Consider the following 16,784-nt stretch of genomic DNA (forward strand, 5'->3'; position numbering starts at 1 on the left):
GGTCGTGCGCGGGTCGTGCGCGGGTCGTGCGCGGGTCGTGCGCGGGTCGTGCGCGGGTCGTGCGCGGGTCGTGCGCGGGTCGTGCGCGATATTATTATGTGTAATATCTGCGTTTTCGTCCCCCAAAAATGGGGCAAAACTACCTACGCCCTGTTTCGTTTCCAAGACAAAGCATCCTCTTTTATAGAGGTCAATCCGGCCGGTACTGGGTTTGGTACCGGGACCATTGTCGAACGTGACGGTTCGCTCAAACACATAAGCATCCTGAACTGGGTTGTGCGTGGTCGCATCTGGGTGAGGCACGCTCAGCAGGTCGCAGAGCTCGGTGAGAAATAGGCCGTAGTTAGCTCGTTCAGCTCCACCGGCTGGCCGCCAGCGGGATTCAAAGTCAGAATGGGTCACGTGATAGCAAAGAATAACGCAGTCAGGATACAATGATAGTCTACTCTTTCTCACCACGTCGGTAGTTCATAAACCCCCAGGCCTACCTACGCTTCGGAACTGGCCGAGATGGAGCGAGCTTGCGTCGGCGTTGGTGGGCGGCTAGCTCAGCACGCACCTCGCCGGCTGTTTCCAACTCGTTAAGGTAGGGCGGCGTGGGGGCGTCTTCGTAGTGGGGGCGTCCGGCGTGGTCGAGGCCCGCATAGCGGAATACCACGGCGCCCTGGTGCCCTACATGGCCATACATGGTCTTGCCCTCGTCGTCTTCCGAAGGCTCTAGCGAACTGCACGAGCCCAAGGCTATCAACTCCTTCTGGCCATCTTGGTTGACATCGGCAAACAGGATGGCGCTGACGTTGGTCGGCTGGTCGCAGGCGGCATCTACCACCGGTGTCAACTGTTGCACGGTGTAAGTATTCGTCTGGAAAGGGTAGAGTACGAATAGAAAGGATAAGTACCAATCCGAGCCTGTGCCGGCTACCACGAAGAACAGTTGCTTCCCAAATGCACTCGGTCTCCACGCGTAGCTCAGCCGCTGGTAGGAGGCAGGGTATGACACCGGCAGTACGCGCCGCAGAAAGGTGCTGTCGGCCTCGCCAGGCCGGCGCTGGACTAGGCCAAGCGCCAGAGTCTGAGCTTCAGTGCGCTGAATGGGAGTAGGCTGCTCTTGGCTGAGCGGAGCCAGAGCAGCAGGTGTGGCGAACTGCGTGCCAGTCAGTGGCCACGTAGTTGACGCCGGGCTAGCCGCAAGCAGCCCCAGGGTGCCCAATAAGCTTTCCTGCTGCCAAATGGTTGGTTTTTTCATGGGATAAAGGTGAGGCAACCTGATGCACCCGTCACTTTGCCTGACTTACTGCTTTGTGGGGACTCTTTCATGGCTAGCTCACCGGCTATTCGGCTGGTTCGCTTGTTCTTTAGGTAGAGGGCGCACTTTATAACAGATAGCTTAGAAGCTTAGCGAGGATGGCTACCGTACCCGGCGCGGCAACCTGTTCTTTCCGATGTCGGTGCAGTGGCTACTACTGGGCCCGCCTGATTTGGCTTCGAACCGCCTCACCGCCCGCTCAGTAATAAGGTACTTTTTACCTAGCCGCCGGTGGCCCAAGCCGCCTTGCTCTGCCGTCTTAGCCAAGTGGACATAGGCTGTTTTAGAAGAGCAATTGAGTCGAACCGTTAGACGGTCGTCGTAGCTAGCAGTAGAGGTAGGTTTAGTACCCATGTGGTAATTACGATTCTCTATTTCAGCGGCTTCCTCGCCTCGGCGCTGAGCTTCTTTAATCTCCCGCAGCAACTGCGGGTCGGTAATGGCATCCAAATGCAGGGTAACTGATACAATCTGGGTAGTATCCAACAGAAGCTGTAAGGGGGCGCTGGCCATGCTATTGCTTGGGGGTTGGTTGGGCCGGACGGCCGGGACTTATTACGGGCCGCACTGCTGCCGCTGAGCGTGCCTGCTCACCTTGGCCAGTGAGCACGTACATCACGTCGACTTGATAAGCCGTGTGCAGCAGGTAGAGAAGCTTCAGGTTGCAGTGGTAGCGGCCCGCCTCTAGCTCCGAGATAATGCCCCGGTGGGTCTGGAGCACCTTGGCCAGCTCGGTGAAGGTGGCGAAGGCTTTGGCCGCGTGCAGCCGGTACACCTCTTCGAGAAAGCGGCGGTCGACGGCGGCCTGGTCGAAGCTGTGGGTCATAGGAGAAGTGAAATGCGAGCCGAGCCGGCGCTACCGGCTCGGCTCAAAACTACGGTAGACAGGGTAGCAGGGCCAAGGTGGCGATTCGCTGCTTGGGGTCGTGCTTGAATTCGAGTATCCACCCTTCGTGCTTTCTGCGGTCGTTGCCGAGGTAGCGTACGCGCCCGATGGGCATGGCCATCACGGCCGCCGCCTGCTTCTGGGTTACCGGCGCGTTGAATTCTACTCGCTCCGGTGGCCAGAGGCTTTCGCCCAAGTCGGGCACCTTCAGGTGGTCGTTCTCAGTAATGGGAGCGGGCTCGCCCACGAGCTGGCTGACCATGCCCACGTTGCCCTCCCCGTAGGTAAAGCGCACTAGCTGGCGCACCTGGTATTGCAGGCCCGCGCGCAGCACTGGCCCATGCCGGCGCAGCATGCGCGAGGGCGAGAGCCGCAGATTGTAGACCGTATCCGGCGACAGTACGCCGGTGAGCACCGCCGCTAGCTGATTGCGCTCGGTCACATAATCACTTACGCCTTGGCGCAGCAGGCACACCAGGAAATTGGTCGCGTCCTGGCTCGTATCGGTCGTCGCGGTGGCATCGAAGCGGTCGCGGCGGGTGGTCTCCAGCAAAATGCCCGATGTGGCCAGCTGGCTTATCTGGGAGTAGGTATTGTTGGTCACGTCCAGCGGGGTAGTCCACTGGTGCTTCGTGTTAAACTCGTCAAGGCCGTTTGTTTGCTCGGCCTGCCACTTGTCGTAGCCCATCTCAATCACCTGGTAGTGGCGGGCCTGGTCCACCTTTATCGTATCATCTACGTTGCCGCTTTCCGTCAGGTCCAGCACCACGTCGGCCGGGTACCAGTAGCTGATTGGCTCAACTCGAATGACCTGCTGGGCCTTGCCTTTGTCACTTATGGCCCACTCCAGGCCCCAGCCAAGCCCATAGACCGACGCCAGCGAGCCAAATAGCTCGTCCCAGGTCGTAGTAAGGGTTTTGCGCACGTCGAGCTCGCCTGTGCCGGAGGTGGAAATAACTACTTGTGCTTTGGCGGCTATGTTGAAATAGCTGCCCGCGTTCATGGTTGCCTGCGCCTTAAAGCGGTAGGTGCCGCTAGTGGCATCTGCGAAGTACAGAAACCCATAATAGTAGATTTCATCGCCGATTTGCAGCGTCTGGCTCAGCGTGAACGGGGGCACCGTAACCAGGCGTTGCCAATCACCCGATAGGTTGTCTTCGTGGGCGGAATAAAGCAACTGGTCGGGGCCGGAATTGATGCGCAGGTGCACACTAAAGAACACCTCGCGGAACTGGCCGGAACCGTCGTTTAAGGCCTTTATGAGCGTATTCAACGCCAGGGTAATCGTGTATTGACCAGGATTCTTTACCACGAAAATCGGTACCACTGACTGCTCGGTACCCGCTACGTAGCCCCCGCTTACCGCCGGCAACCCTAATGAGTTATCAAGCGGCTCATTGTAGCCAAAATAAAGCTGCTGGCCTACGCTGTTGGAATCATTGGCTACCCCTTCCACGAGGTTGAAGGTAGAGCCCGTCCGGATGCGGGCTTGATAGTCCTTATCTAACGAAATGGTTTGGGGAGTAGCTGAAGCCTTGGGGCCGGTAAGCAAGGGGAACCCTCGCACCTGAAAGCCGCCCGTTATCATTGTCAGCGCGCCGGGGCCATCGACTGCGTAGCCGCGGTCGGTGCGGCCGAAAAAGTCAGACTTGAATACAAAAAACTCATCGGTAAGGGCCTGGCAGGTGCGCTCCAGCGCTTCGTAGAGCAGCAGGCCCTTCGTAGTGGTCGGCGCCGTGGTGGAGGTCGCCGTCATGCGAAAGTAGGAGCCCGGCATCATAGTGCCCGTCAGCGGCGTACGGTACCGAATACCAGTCCAGCCCCCCCCAATATTGTGAATAAAATAGCGGGCATAGAGGTAGATTTCATCGAACGGCTGCAAGTTGTAGCTGAAGGTCAGCGGCCTCGTTACAATATCGCCAATGTAGTCCCCGTCGAGGCCGCCCGACTGAAAATCAGGCACTAGTTTAGTTTCGGTGGTTACTCCATTCTGCACCACCCGCAGGTAGCAATCCCCATCTACCGTTCCGAAGCCCGGGCCCTGGCCATAGTTGTGCGCCTCTACGTGCAGATTCAGCTGCAACTGGATAACAAAAGTGCCCGACTCGCTGGCCGTATAGATGGGAACGACCGAGCTCCTGTCGCCGGCCACCCAGCCCCCACTTACTGCTCCCAGCTTCAGCTCATTTACTTCCTGCGTATCGAAGCCGAAGTAGTAGAGTTGCTCGTGAGACCGGTCGTTTTCATCACCCGTCATATAGGCGGTTTGGGTGGCCTTGGCTTGCTGCCGGGCTTGGTAGCGCTGGTAGATGGCGCGCGAGTGTAGCTGCACCGTGAGCGGGGTATACATCCGGCCCGAATAGCCGGCGACGGACTCCCCACTGAATAAGTCCACCTTCACGCTGTTGCGAGAAAGGAATTTTTGCAGCCAACCTTCCTGCTCTAGGTTGACCTTTATCTGGGTCGGGCCGACTTCAGCGGCCAGAAAATTGACCCGGCCTGAGTAGAAAGGCACCCAGCGGAACTCGTTGGGGATATACTGCTCGATGAGGATGCGCACATTGGCTTGCACGCCGGCCGCCTGATATGCCCGCAACAGGTAAGCCCGGCCGTCCTTGACAAAGTTGAGGTCGGAGGTAAAGTCAATGGTGGTGCCATGGCGAGTGGCATCCCGGCGCGCCGTTGCAGCAATCGAATCCCAGCCAACGGGGTCATGCTGGAGTCTTCTGGGGCCGAGAATATCACTGTTCGCGGTGAAGCGATATAGAATGCTGTTTTGAGAGGGTACCATAGGGAGGCTATTCGCCGAGGTAGCGGCTATTTAAAAACTGCTGGCGCGTGTTTCCTTTCTTGCGGTTGCCCACAATGTCATTGAGCTCGCCGCGGCGCAGGTACTCTTGCTCCTCGATGGCCCGCCGCACGTGTTGTAATTCCTGCACCACCCGCGCATCGGCTTTCCGAGTGGCCTCCTGAGCGGCAGCTTCCTGGGCTGACTTGCCCATGCGCAGGCGCTCGGTTTGAAAGCTCATATCGCGGGCATATTCGCGCTGGAAAAGTCGCTGCTGCTGAATGGCGTCCTCTTGCCACCTAGGTGAATAGGAGGCCTGGCCGATACCGCTTCGCTGGTCGTAGTAGCCCAACCGGTGGGCTACCTGACGCTCCACAATGCGGCCTTCCAAAATGGTATTCTCGGCAAGAATCTGCTTGGTTTCGGGGGCAGTGTACACGCGGTCACCAGCAGCCAGGTACCCCACGGCTTGCTTGGCCACTACCCGGAAGGTGCCGGGTTGGCCCACCAGCTCCGGGCCCTGCTCAGCCAGGTTCGCAAATTCGGCGGGACCACTTTCGCGGCCCTTATAGTAGGAGGGTAGCGGCTTGCTGAGAATAACCGCCTCCTGCACGGCGCCCAGCGCCAGGGCGATAGCAGCAGGAATTAGACCGTAGGGCAGGCCATAATCGGCAATGGCTTTCGCCACGGCGACGGCAGTACTGATAGCGACTGAAATAGCGGCCTGGTCGCGCTCGGCCTTAGCCCCTTATCGTAGTTGAGCTTTTTGAGCCGCTTATCGTGCTCTTCCTCAATCTTCGTTTTGAGGGCCGCGTTGTCGCCGGCCACCTTGATTTGCTGGCTATACGCATCGTTTTCACGCTGAATATCGGCATCAATCAGGTTGCCTTTAATGGCAAAAAAGGCGCTTTCGGCCTGCTGAGAGTACTGACCAATCTCCTCGATTTTGGCGATGCGCTCCGCCTTGAGGCGGTCTGCTTCCGCCAGGGCCGCATTGTTGGCCTCCTTCTGGGATTCCAAGGTGGAGCGGTGGTATTTCTTATCCAGCTCAAGGGCTTCATTGGCGGCCTTGAGCCGGCTCTGGCTAGCCCGCTTCTGGAACTCGTTTTGCGTAATCTCGCGGCGGGCCAGCTGGCCCACCAGCTCCGACTCACGGGCCGACTCCGCATTACGAATACCTTCTAGGCTGCGCTGGTAGACTACCAACTCATCCTCAGGGTAGTCTTTGCGCAGCTGGGCGGCCCGCTGCGCTGCGCGCTCCCGGATAGCAAACAACTCATCTTCGTAGGCTTGGCGACTGATTTTACCCTGCTCAAATCGGGCCTTGGTGTCGGCCGTCTCTCGCTCGGCCAGCTGATAGCTGGCCTGAATAGCACGCTTGTAGGCGACTTCGCCCGACTCGGCATTGTAGGCTACTTTGAACTCCAGCGGCTTAACTTCTACCCGTTCTGAAAAGTCGGTTTCTACCTTCTTCTTCGCGTTTCTATACGCCTTGCGCACGGTTTCCGCCTCGATGGCCGCCGCGTTGTTGATATCGGCTACCTCCTCTGCACTGATGCCCTTGGCCCGCTTCGCTTTGGTAGCCGTGTCGTTGATAGCAATCAACTTCTCGTCGCGCTCCTTGCGGGCAATGCCGATGCGAATGATAGCCGCCTTATACTCCAGGTCGTTGATTTGGTCCTGGGTCGTCGCTACGGACGCTTTAAAGATGCCTTGGGTAATCTGCCCATCGGCGTAGAGCTTGCCCTGCTCGTCCTGGGTTTTCTTAATACCAGCAATGGCCCGATCGGTATCAGCCAATTGAAACTGCAAGTCCTGGCGCCCATCGGCCGCGCGGGCTTTGGCGGCGCGGTCAAGAATGCGCTCGGTATCAGCCGCGGCGGCGCCGAGTACCTTCTGAGCTTCGGCGCCGGCAGTGGTGCTGCTGGTCAGTAGTCCGGTTTCATAGGCAGCCCGGGCATTGAGCTTGGCCAGGCCTTCGAGCTTTGTATTGTAGTCGGCCGTGGTCTGGGCCAACTTGGCCCGCGACGCATCCAAGTTGATGGTGGCTCCGCTGAGCTTGGCCACATTTTCGTTCAGTTCGCCGAAGCCCGCGTTATTGACATAATCATCCACCTGAGCGCGGGCTTGCTCCCGGGTGAGGCCCAGCACCTTTTCCCGACCGACAATTTCCAGTTCCTGAGCCTTGATGCTAAGCTCCTGCTGCCGCTGCTGCTCCTTTAGCGCGTCCGCTTCGAGCACCAGCGTCGAAACCGCCTGGTTACTAAGTAGCAACTTCTGCTTAATCAGGTTGCGCGTGGCGCCCTCGTTTAACACCAGTAGGCCCGTCTCCTTGTCGATGGCGGCGGCGCTCTCCCCGAGGCTATCGCGCAGCTGCAAGGTGATGATGTTCAACTCACCCTTGCCGTCCTTGGCCGGCTTCACCCCCTTGGCAGTGAGCTGCACATAGCGGTCGAGCAACACCTGGGCCGAGGTCGCAGTTTGCTGGTTAGCCAGGCCGTTGGCAGCGGTAGCCGCCGTATTTTCCTGCACTGATTTGGTACTGCCAGTGAGTTTGCCCAGCAGCGCCGAGAACTCATTCAACGTCCGTCCTAGGCCCCGGCTTAGCGGGTCGAGGGCATTGATAACAATATTCTTTACGGTGGCCGCGAAGCGGTTGCCGGCGGTGGCCACGTTGTCGAGCTGCCGGGCGGCCTGCTCATTAGCGACGCTAGTGCCTGTAACAGCGACAGTGAGGGCTTCTACCTTCTCGCGCCCCTCGACGAGCACGCGGGCCGTGTTGGCATTTTCCAGGCCGAAGAGCTTGGTATACTGCGCCGTGCTCAGATTCTTTTTTCCCAGGTTGTCGAGAGCGGTCGCTAGCCCTACAACCTCGGGGTTGGTCTCCTTCGAGCCGGCGGCCAGCTTAGCCAGCACGTTGCGCAGCTGGGTACCGGCCTGCTCACCTTTGATGCTGCGCTCGGCCAGCAGCTGAATCAGGGCTACCGACTTCTCAACCGAGATGTTGGCCGTGGCGGCGTTCACCCCGAAGTACTTCAGAGCGGCGGCTGACTGCGGAATAGTGGCGGCACCCTCTTTGGCCCCAGCCGCCAGCGCGTTCACGTAACGGGTCGTCTGCTCGGCCGGTGCCTGGAACTGGTTCATCACCCCAGTAAGCGCCTCAGCTGCGGCCGGTAGGTCATCGCCTGAGGCGGCGGCCAGCAACAGCGCCTGCTCCGTAAACGAAGCCAGTGCCTCTTTGCTATCAAGCAGTTCAGGTTTGGCCGAGCCAATCAACTCGAAGGCCTTCAGGGTTTCGGTGGCCGACTTACCCACTTTCGGACCCAACTCCTCCGCTTTATCAGCGAGAAATTGCAGGTCCTCGCCCGTGGCCCCGGTTAGGGCCGAGAGGCTGCTAAGTGCCGACTGAAACTCGGAGTCCGTGGAGAACGCCGCACCTACGCCGCTGAAAATGGCCTGCACGCCGATAAGCCCTACGCCGAGCTGGGTGAGCTGGCCCACGAGTCCGTCTTTGGAGAAACCCAGCTGCTCACGCACCCCACCAAACCCCTTGCCGGCGGCCTCCGTCGCTGCAGGAATACTTTCGAGCTCCTTCTTCGTCGACTGAATCTGAAAACCGAGTTTGCGGTACTCTTCCGAATCAGTACCGGCGCTTTTGGCCACGTCCTGCTGCGCCTTTTCCAGCCGTACCAGGTTGTTGACCGTGGGCTGAATGGCCGCGGTGTAGCTCTCAATCTTCGCGTTGGCCTGCTCATAGGAAAGCCCCGCGTTGGCGGCGGCACGCTGGGCGGCCGTGAGGAAGCCAATGCGCTTTTGCTCCAGCGCCTGGTACTGCTGCGAATCCTCGCTGAGGCCCTTCTGTTGGGTCTGAAGCTTGGCTAGCTCCTGCACCAACCCCCCAAAACCATCCTTGTAGTTGCCAACGTTTCTGTTAAAAATCAGAATTGACTCATCAAATGATTTCAGGGTCTGCGTGTTAGCAGCAATCTGCTTTTGCAGCGCCAAGGCCTCTGCACTGCCGTTTTCGAGGCCCCCACCCAGCGCCCGTAACGAGGCAATAAGCTTGGCGTTTTCCAGCACCAGCGCGTCATAGGAACCACGCGCGGCGGTGAGTTCCGAATTCGCCCCACGGACGGCCCTGGAGAGGTCGAGGGTTTCCGCCTTATATTTAACAATAGCGGCGGCCGCTTTCTCGATGCGGGCCGTATCCTGGGCGGCGTAGGCCTCACGCAATTCATTCTGCTGCGCGCGGAGTGCTGAGGTAGCTTCGGTGGTCGCATCTTTCACGCGGGCCTGCGCTTTAGCTTGAGCTGCCAGCACTGTCTCTAAGCGTAGGCGCTCGTTTTTCAGCTTTTCGGCCTCAACCGCCAAAGCTGCCATCCCAGCTCGCTCCGTTTCGTTGAGCAGGTTGATGGACTTCACCTGCTGCATCATAGTACTGGCCTGGGCCACAATGGCGCCTATCACCGTTTTCACCCGGTCGCTATCCGCATCCAGGCTTTTCGAGAAGGCTTTATAGTTTCGACTAAGGCCCTGAACAGCTTTCGCGAACTCATCCAGCTCGGCCGAACCCGGTCCTAATGGATTAAATAAATCATTATAAGAGATGGGGCCGGCCATGGCAGAGGAGGCTTAATTAATGTTCGTAAATTACGTACATTAAGAACAAAAAAAGCAGACTACCCTTGCCAGATAGTCTGCTTGCGAACCTGCTTAGGCGGGTAGTCGGGCGCTGGTGGCCCGCACGTGCTCTAAAAAGAGGCCTAGCGGCAACAGGTAGATGTTGGGCTTTTTTTGCCAGGGGGTGGGCAGCAGGGTAAGCCGGCCGGCGTACTGCTCCCGTAGCAGCAGCAGACACAGCGAATCAAGGGCGCGCTGCCGCAGCAGCGGGTGAATGCTGGAATGCGCGCCCAACACGAGGCCGGCGGGCTCCAGCAAGTCGAGTAGGGCATCCGTCAGCTGCGTGCGCGTGGTGAGTTCCGGCGCCTCAACACCCAGCATGACATCACAGAGCGCAATTATCCGGCGCTGCTGGGCCTGGGCCTCGGCAATCGCCCGCGCCTCAGCATCGGGGTACGTGGCCAGAAGGGGAGCAGTGAGCGCCCGCAATTCGGCTGCTATCCGGTCATGCTGCTCCTGCACCTGCGTTTCGGTCAGGCCACAAGCCAGCAAGTAGCTCAGCCGGTCACGTAGGCCCTGGTCCGATAGGTCGCCCGCGGGCTGCTGCTCGACCTGCTCAACCAAGATGGTGAGCGCCCGGGCCTTGGGCGAAGCGGCAAATACAGCCAAGCGGGCCTGCTGAGCCATTTGACCTAGCATATCGCTGGGTGCCGGTTGAGGCACTGCCCGCTGCATGTGTTCTTCCACAGCCTCTTCTTCGGCTGTTTCGGGGGCTAGGGCAGCGTGGTAGCGGCGTACATGGTCGGCGGGTTGGGCGAGTAGGCTGTCAGCCACGTGGAAGGTGCGGCCGCCGGCGAGTTGGAGAGTGGGCATAAAAATGAAGGTGGAAGACTATTTATCGAAACCGGTTTTTTATTCTTGATACACAATGTTTTGCAAAAGCAAAGCGGAAAATCCTCGCTTTGCTTTTGCGCTAGTTCGCGCGCTTGATAAACCAGGGCTTGACCTCGTGGCGCAGCTCGAACCACTCGCGCATCATGAACGTGTCGCCAAAGTCGGGGCTACGGCCGCCCAGCATCGTCTTTTGTTCCTGCTTCGAGTTGATGAGCTTGCGCTTCTCGGCATCGCTGGGGGCACGCTTAACGGACTTGAGGTCGGCTTTGAGCAGCACCAGCACGGTAGTTTGCGTCTTGCTTAGCAGCAGCTTGACGCCCCGCGTGCCGTCCACCTCCACCGTGTAGTCATCGACCTGCACGGCCACCGTCGCCTCGTTCACGCGGTCGGCCATGCGGTAGTAGCACTGGGTTTTGAGGTTGGCGTAGTTCTCCTTCTCGCCGGTAATCGGGTCGGCCATGGGGAGGGCGCCGCCGCTGAAGCCTTTGTAGCCGCGGCCGAAGGCGAACACTTTACCGCCTACGCCGTCCTGGTCCACCAGCGTATCTGACTCGGCTACCTGCCACTTCTTGCGCTGGGCCTCAATGGCCTCGTAAATGGCGCGCGGGTCGGTTTTGCGCTCGACGACGATTTGCACCACCTTCCAGCCTTCCCAGACAAAAATCACGGTGAAGTCCTTGCCAAAGCCGGCCGCGTCGCACGTGATGTAGCGGCGGGGCTTCGGGGGTTGGGCCAGCTGGTTGGTAAAGAGGTCGCTGAGGCGATTGGGCTGGTAGAGCGCCAGCCCATCAATCTTCACCTTCCAGTTACCATCGAGCAGCTGCGCCTTTTCAGCCGCGTCCTGGGCCATGAGGTCGGCCAGGTACTCGGGGTTGATGTCGAGCAGCTTCTTATTCTCGAAAACGGTGCCTGGGATGAAGGTGAGGCTCTTGGGCTGCACCTCAGCCAGCGCCCCTTGAAACAGGTGCGGCGCCAACTGCCGCACTTCCTCGGGCGAATCGCCCCAAATCATTTGGTCGTTGTCGCGGGTGAAGTAGCGCAGCACGCCGGCGCGCTCCGGGATGGGCAGGCCGTAACGCGGGTTGGGCGAGCCGTCGGGCAGCGTCTCCTCCTGGTCTATCCACCAGTTCACCAGCTCGGCCACCCACGAGTCGGGGTCGGGGTTGCAAGAGGCCCGCACGTAGGGCCGCACGCCGCAGGTCGAGCGGTTGCGGCTCATTAGATACCAGAACATCTTGCTGGTGAAGTGCGTGAGCTCGTCGAAGATGATAAGCGGCACTTCGGCACCCTGCCAGCCCATGCGGTCGTTTTCGTGCTGCATGTGGCGAAACTGCACCCGCATGCCGCTGCGAAACTGCCAGTCCATCTGCTGCTCCCGACTCGTGGCACCCAGGGCCGGGTAGAGCTTGTGGCTGGCATCCCACAGCCCGCCCTCGTTGGTGATGTGGGCATAAGTGCGGCGAAAGAAGACGGCCCCGAAGCCGCCGTTGTCGAGGTGACGGGCGCCCTCCATCAGCAGCGCAAACGTCTTACCCCCGCCGGCCGAGCCGCCGATGATAGCGATATCAGCCTTTGTGGACAATGCTCGTTCCTGGAAGCCAGGCTGCGGCATGATAGCCTCCTCTTGAGGGGCGGGCCTTCCCTTAATCGCGGCCATTGTCAGGCAGGTAGAATTGAACACCTGGCAGGGGCAGCCCCTTGGTGGTGTGGTCAAACTTCTCGGGCGCGTAGGCACCGTGCAACTTCAGAATCTTATCGGTCGCATCCTTGGCGTCGTGCAGCTCGACACCGGTACCGAAGCGCGTGGGCGTGACTTTCTTAATCAGCCCGCCCGCCTTGGCGCGCAGGGCCTTCACTAGGTCGAGTTGCGCGACCTCGCGGGCCTGGGGCGGGCCCTGCACCCACGTCGTGGCGTCGGGGTTGCGCTCCAGCATCTTCTCGTAGCGCCAGAGCTGCACCTGCCGCCGCTGGTGCGCCCGGGCCACCTGCGCCCGAAACTTCTTTATCACCTTCTTATCGCTCAGCAGTGCCTCGGCCCGAATAGCCAGCTCCTGCTCATCCTCCATGTCGGCCCGCAACTCGGCAATCACGTCGGTAAGCGGCTTCTGCACGCGGGGCCGGTACTCCTCGACCTCGATGGTAAACACATCCTCGATGCTGGAGCGGCCCCAGCCACTCATGCGCACGGTGGCCTCGCCCGCCGACATGGCCAGCTCGGCGGTGCGCAGCGCCACGGCGTCTTTCACGCGCTGGTCGGCCCAGAGCGAGTAGCCGATTTGCTTCGCGTTTTTCTCGCTGTAGCCGGCGCGGCGGGCGGCGGCCGCCTTGTTCCAGTCCACGCACAGTTCTACCACAAAGCGCTGCTGCTGCGCGTTGAGGGGCTTAGGCGTGGCTACTTTCTCGGGGGCTGGGGTCTGTCCGGTGGACATTGCTGATAGGATAAAAGCTACTGAATAAGGGTGGTCGAGGGGGCTGGCGTGCTACGGCAGGGCTGGCCACCACCTGGCGCTAGCCGACTCGGTATACCTGCCCCTATACCTTTTGCCTTTTCGGTATACCAGCCGCTGCGAGTGCGCGCAGGGCCAGATGTGGCCTGAGGCGCTATGCTGCCGCAAAAACGCCTGATTTCTGGCCGATTACCCGCCCCCGAAAAGTGGGGGACTCACTTTTTGAAAAGGTAAAAAAGTAAACTAAAGTATAGGGGTGGTTTTCTGGGCTATTCTGGGTCTGTCGCCTGCGCGTGGTCCAGCGGTGCGAACCGCTGCGTGTGCTCGGGCGCCGGCGTGGAGGAGGTTGGTTACATATCACCCCGGCCGTTGTCGGGCAGGTAGATATTGGTACCTGGCCCGCCCGACGAGCAGACCTCCCCGAGGAAGGTGGGGTAGGCGCCATACAGCTGCAAGAGCTTATCCACCGCGCCGATAGCATCGTGCAGCTCGATTTCGGTTTCTACCACCTCCTGCGGCCCGGCCGGCGTCTGGGTAATGGTGCGGCGCTGCACCACCCGGCGCAACACGTGATAGTTGGCGCGGGCCTGGTCGGTGCTCAGGTCGAGGTGGGCCTGGCCATCGGCACCGACGCGCAGGAACGGGGCCACCGAGGCGCGCCCCAGCTGCGTGAGGCGCAGCGTGGCTTCGGGCCCGGACATGCCGTTGAGCAGGGCCAGCACGTGGAGCTGCTGCTTGATGTGGGGCTGGTCGAGCATGGTCTGGGCCACTAGTTCGGCCTGCGCGGCGGGCCAGCCAGCGGCTTGCGCGGCCGCCACAGCATTACCGTGCGCAGCAAACTGCTCGGTAAATACTCGCTCGCGGGCCGTAAGGGAAGAGGACGTAATCATGGGGTGTCGAGAGAATAGGAAAAATTTAAATTATCGTAAATTACGAACATTATTCACGGAGCCGGAGGGTGTGCCCTTTACCAGATGATAAAGCAGTTCTTTTGGCTGGGAGTATTCGCCCTTGGGTTCGCCGGGGCATTTGAGGGAGGAAGCTTGTTGGGGGTGGTGGCCACCTGCGTGGCCATTATCAAGCTTTACCGTAGCGCGGAGGCCCCCGAGCGTAAGGCCTACTACTGCCGGTACTTATGCCGCTCCAAATAGGCGTCTACTGCCGATTGCCGGACCCTCGCCCCCTTAGCAAACCCGGTTTCCCCACGCTCGATGCGGGGTAGTACCGCTGGCCGCTCGGCTTTGCCAGCACTTGCAGCCCGGTAGGGGCGGCCTAGCACCAGCAGGCGCATGTGGCCCGGCGTCATCTTCGCGTACGCGGCGGCTTCAGGGAGCGTAAGCCAACAATCGGGCGGGGGTAGAGAAGCGAAGTAGGCAGCAGCGGCTCTGTCGGCGGCGGCGGTAAAGAGGGCGCTTAGTTCCTCATCAAGGGGGATATTCATCTAGTGTCAACGGCTGGCTCGCTTCAGCCGGCGCACTATCCGCCTGCAGGGCAGGCGTCGCCCGCTTCTGCTGCCGATAGGTAGCCAACTCCAGCTGGTCGACCAGCTGGTCGTCGGCCGCGGCGACTACTTGGGCGTGGCCTTCAACGATTTCTTTCTCCAGAGCCGCGATACGATTCAACAGCGTTTCCGCGAGCATACCGGAGATATGGCCCACATCATCGCCGCTGATGGGCACTACGACGGTGCGATTCAACGAGTGGTAGGTCACCTGCACAGGCCCTTCTAGGACAATGTAGTCCAGCATATCATAATCGGCCCGCGCGGTGGCCAGTAATGATTCAAGGCGGCGGAGGTGCTCTGCAGCGAGGTTAATCACAGATTGGCAGGGTAAAGTGAAGGAGGAGGGTGCGGAGGCGTTCGTCTCCGCACCCTATCGGGCTTAAATAACTCTTTGCCAGGCACTGGCGCAGGGTGCGGAGACGAATGCCTCCGCACCCTGCGGCCCGGCTTGCGGCACAGTTTCTTTAGGCGGCAACCGAATTCCAGCTATCCACAGCGCTTTGTAGGGCAGCTCGGTGCTCGTCGAGCGTAGTTGGCGTTGGGTTGGCACTATTACTGGCCGACGTATCACCGGGGAAATGAACCTGACACCTGTGGCAGCGCACAGCGTAATAGCCTATCCAGCCGGCGGTGGCGTTGGACATGGTGCCGTAGCACGGGTCAGGCGTCACGATGAGCTCGGGCCGGCTATGGCACCCAGCACAGCGGCGCAGCTTACGGGCGTACTGGGCGCGGAGCACCACCAGTACGACTGTTGGGGACTGGGTTTGTAGGAGCGTCATGGGATGTATCAGAAAGGCAGGTCTTGTTTGGCGATGGGGTGCCTGGGAGACTGCTCGAAGTCGCTGCTGGTGCTGGTGCCAATGCGTCTCGGCTGATAGGCATCATCTGCCCCCGTCAACTTGGGAAACTCAGCAGGGCCTTGGCCAAAATCATAAATAAGCCCGTGCTTGAGCTGGCAGCCGGCAAACACCTCGCCCACGTCGCCATTGCGGTGCTTGGCGATATCAAGCACCACTGTATCCTTTGTCGGGCTACCATCGTCGTACTCGTCGATTTTGTAATACTCACCGCGCCAGAGGAACACGATGGCATCGGCATCCTGCTCAATGGCACCCGACTCGCGTAGGTCGCTGAGCTGTGGACGCTTGGTCCCCCCGCGGGTTTCTACTGAGCGCGAAAGCTGCGAAAGGGCGATAACGGGCACGTGAAGCTCTTTGGCCAGCTCTTTGAGTCCTCGGCTAATGCTGCTGATTTCCTGCTCCCGGTTGCTCTTGGCCTTTTGCTCGCCTTGCATCAGTTGGATGTAGTCGACCAGTATTAGGCCTAGTGGTTCTTCCGCATGCAGGCGGTGGCACTTAGCTCGTAGCTGCGCAATGCTGATGCCTGCCGTATCGTCAATGAGCAGGCGTCCCCCCAGGCGCAGCAGGCGCTCAGCTTGCTGCTCGAGTTGCCGAACTTCCTCCACGCCGCCTGCTACCTTGCCTTGGCGTAGGTCGGAGTTGGTATAGCGCGGCACCTCCGTGGCCACTAGGCGCTGCACGAGCTGGCGGCGTGGCATTTCCAGCGAGAAGATGGCCGTGCGCTTATGGTGGTCGAGGCTAGCGGCACGAGCGAAATGCAGCATGACAGCCGTCTTACCCATTGCTGGCCGGCCGGCCAGCACAATCAAGTCGCCGCACTGCCAGCCGCCGGTAAACTCATTGAGCTTGGTGAGGCCGGTGGGCACGCCCGTCAGGCCTTTCTTCTCCACGTCTAGCCGCAGTTGGGCGAACATGGCGCCGAACTCATCGGCCACCGACAGCGGGGGGCGCTGCTCCACTGCCCGGTAGAAGGATTGAATTTCGCGCTCGGCTTCGGCGACAATTTCCAACGGGTCACGCTGCGCATCGTAGCCCAACTGCACCACGCGCGTACCAAGTTGAATAACCGTGCGCTGGCCGAAGGCTTCCTGCAGGAGTCGGCAGTGGCCGTCGATGTGGCCGCCCCCGTTGATGTACATCGTCAGGCCCGCTACGTAGCCCACGCCGCCGGCGCGCTCCAGCGTGCCAGCCGTACGCAGGCGGTCTACTACCGTGAGCTGGTCAATGGGCCTCTGCTCTTCTGAGAGCAGGGCAATAGCGGTGAAAATCGCCTGATGCTTTTCACTGTAAAAAATCTTGGGATTCTGAATTAGGCTCAGCAGAATGCGGGCGGCATCCGCTTCGAGCATTGCGGCGCCGAGTACAGCGGCCTCGATAGTAAGCTTTTGCGGCGGCAGGTGAGCCGAGCTCTGCACTGCTGCTGTCGGCGTGAAGCGGCGAGCGCTTGGGGAAGAAGAAATACCGGGTTGCATTAGA

At 60.1% G+C, this 16,784-nt stretch carries 14 protein-coding genes; all 14 read right to left on the reverse strand.

What is annotated here, in order from left to right; all coding sequences use genetic code 11:
* On the reverse strand, window positions 1–402 hold a 402-nt coding region (locus J4D99_RS21810; RefSeq protein ID WP_370551416.1), incomplete at its 3' end, for a type IIL restriction-modification enzyme MmeI.
* Between the two features lie 82 nt (window positions 403–484).
* Window positions 485–1,246, reverse strand: a complete 762-nt coding sequence (locus J4D99_RS11000; RefSeq protein WP_208131766.1) for a hypothetical protein — start codon at window positions 1,244–1,246, stop codon at window positions 485–487.
* A gap of 574 nt (window positions 1,247–1,820) precedes the next feature.
* Window positions 1,821–2,132, reverse strand: coding sequence for a hypothetical protein (locus J4D99_RS11005; RefSeq protein ID WP_208131767.1), 312 nt, complete (start codon window positions 2,130–2,132; stop codon window positions 1,821–1,823).
* A 49-nt stretch (window positions 2,133–2,181) separates the two neighbouring features.
* Window positions 2,182–4,983, reverse strand: a complete 2,802-nt coding sequence (locus J4D99_RS11010; RefSeq protein WP_208131768.1) for a hypothetical protein — start codon at window positions 4,981–4,983, stop codon at window positions 2,182–2,184.
* Between the two features lie 7 nt (window positions 4,984–4,990).
* Window positions 4,991–5,668, reverse strand: a complete 678-nt coding sequence (locus J4D99_RS11015; RefSeq protein ID WP_208131769.1) for a hypothetical protein — start codon at window positions 5,666–5,668, stop codon at window positions 4,991–4,993.
* Window positions 5,626–9,600, reverse strand: a complete 3,975-nt coding sequence (locus J4D99_RS11020; RefSeq protein ID WP_208131770.1) for a phage tail tape measure protein — start codon at window positions 9,598–9,600, stop codon at window positions 5,626–5,628. The genes J4D99_RS11015 and J4D99_RS11020 overlap by 43 nt, the downstream gene beginning before the upstream one ends.
* A gap of 93 nt (window positions 9,601–9,693) precedes the next feature.
* A complete protein-coding gene (locus J4D99_RS11025) occupies window positions 9,694–10,473 on the reverse strand; it encodes a hypothetical protein (RefSeq protein WP_208131771.1) in 780 nt (259 codons plus the stop codon).
* Between the two features lie 100 nt (window positions 10,474–10,573).
* The gene (locus J4D99_RS11030) at window positions 10,574–12,076 is read right to left on the reverse strand and encodes a terminase large subunit domain-containing protein (RefSeq protein WP_208131772.1); all 1,503 of its coding nucleotides are present in this window, start codon (window positions 12,074–12,076) and stop codon (window positions 10,574–10,576) included.
* 61 nt (window positions 12,077–12,137) lie between these two features.
* Window positions 12,138–12,923, reverse strand: coding sequence for a terminase small subunit (locus J4D99_RS11035; RefSeq protein WP_208131773.1), 786 nt, complete (start codon window positions 12,921–12,923; stop codon window positions 12,138–12,140).
* Window positions 12,924–13,291: 368 nt separating this feature from the next.
* The gene (locus J4D99_RS11040) at window positions 13,292–13,831 is read right to left on the reverse strand and encodes a terminase small subunit (protein WP_208131774.1); all 540 of its coding nucleotides are present in this window, start codon (window positions 13,829–13,831) and stop codon (window positions 13,292–13,294) included.
* Window positions 13,832–14,061: 230 nt separating this feature from the next.
* Window positions 14,062–14,382 (reverse strand): hypothetical protein, encoded by a 321-nt coding sequence (locus J4D99_RS11045; protein WP_208131775.1) that lies wholly within the window; start codon window positions 14,380–14,382, stop codon window positions 14,062–14,064.
* On the reverse strand, window positions 14,366–14,761 hold the full coding sequence (locus tag J4D99_RS11050) for a hypothetical protein (protein WP_208131776.1): 396 nt from the start codon (window positions 14,759–14,761) through the stop codon (window positions 14,366–14,368). Before J4D99_RS11050 ends, J4D99_RS11045 begins: the two co-directional genes overlap by 17 nt.
* A 148-nt stretch (window positions 14,762–14,909) precedes the next feature.
* A complete protein-coding gene (locus J4D99_RS11055) occupies window positions 14,910–15,227 on the reverse strand; it encodes a hypothetical protein (RefSeq protein WP_208131777.1) in 318 nt (105 codons plus the stop codon).
* Window positions 15,228–15,235: 8 nt separating this feature from the next.
* Entirely contained in the window at window positions 15,236–16,780 is a 1,545-nt protein-coding gene (dnaB, locus tag J4D99_RS11060) for a replicative DNA helicase (protein WP_208131778.1), read from the reverse strand.
* Between the last annotated feature and the right edge of the window lie 4 nt (window positions 16,781–16,784).

The organism is Hymenobacter sp. BT559 (genome assembly GCF_017571525.1).
In the GTDB taxonomy this organism is placed as follows: domain Bacteria; phylum Bacteroidota; class Bacteroidia; order Cytophagales; family Hymenobacteraceae; genus Hymenobacter; species Hymenobacter ginsengisoli.

Excerpts from the sequence above, each read along its gene's own strand:
- J4D99_RS11035 (WP_208131773.1), bottom strand. The coding sequence starts at position 12,923 with ATGTCCACCGGACAGACCCCAGCCCCCGAGAAAGTAGCCACGCCTAAG.
- J4D99_RS11010 (WP_208131768.1), bottom strand. The coding sequence starts at position 4,983 with ATGGTACCCTCTCAAAACAGCATTCTATATCGCTTCACCGCGAACAGT.
- dnaB (WP_208131778.1), bottom strand. The coding sequence starts at position 16,780 with ATGCAACCCGGTATTTCTTCTTCCCCAAGCGCTCGCCGCTTCACGCCG.
- J4D99_RS11025 (WP_208131771.1), bottom strand. The coding sequence starts at position 10,473 with ATGCCCACTCTCCAACTCGCCGGCGGCCGCACCTTCCACGTGGCTGAC.
- J4D99_RS11045 (WP_208131775.1), bottom strand. The coding sequence starts at position 14,382 with ATGAATATCCCCCTTGATGAGGAACTAAGCGCCCTCTTTACCGCCGCC.
- J4D99_RS11020 (WP_208131770.1), bottom strand. The coding sequence starts at position 9,600 with ATGGCCGGCCCCATCTCTTATAATGATTTATTTAATCCATTAGGACCG.
- J4D99_RS11055 (WP_208131777.1), bottom strand. The coding sequence starts at position 15,227 with ATGACGCTCCTACAAACCCAGTCCCCAACAGTCGTACTGGTGGTGCTC.
- J4D99_RS11005 (WP_208131767.1), bottom strand. The coding sequence starts at position 2,132 with ATGACCCACAGCTTCGACCAGGCCGCCGTCGACCGCCGCTTTCTCGAA.
- J4D99_RS11000 (WP_208131766.1), bottom strand. The coding sequence starts at position 1,246 with ATGAAAAAACCAACCATTTGGCAGCAGGAAAGCTTATTGGGCACCCTG.
- J4D99_RS11040 (WP_208131774.1), bottom strand. The coding sequence starts at position 13,831 with ATGATTACGTCCTCTTCCCTTACGGCCCGCGAGCGAGTATTTACCGAG.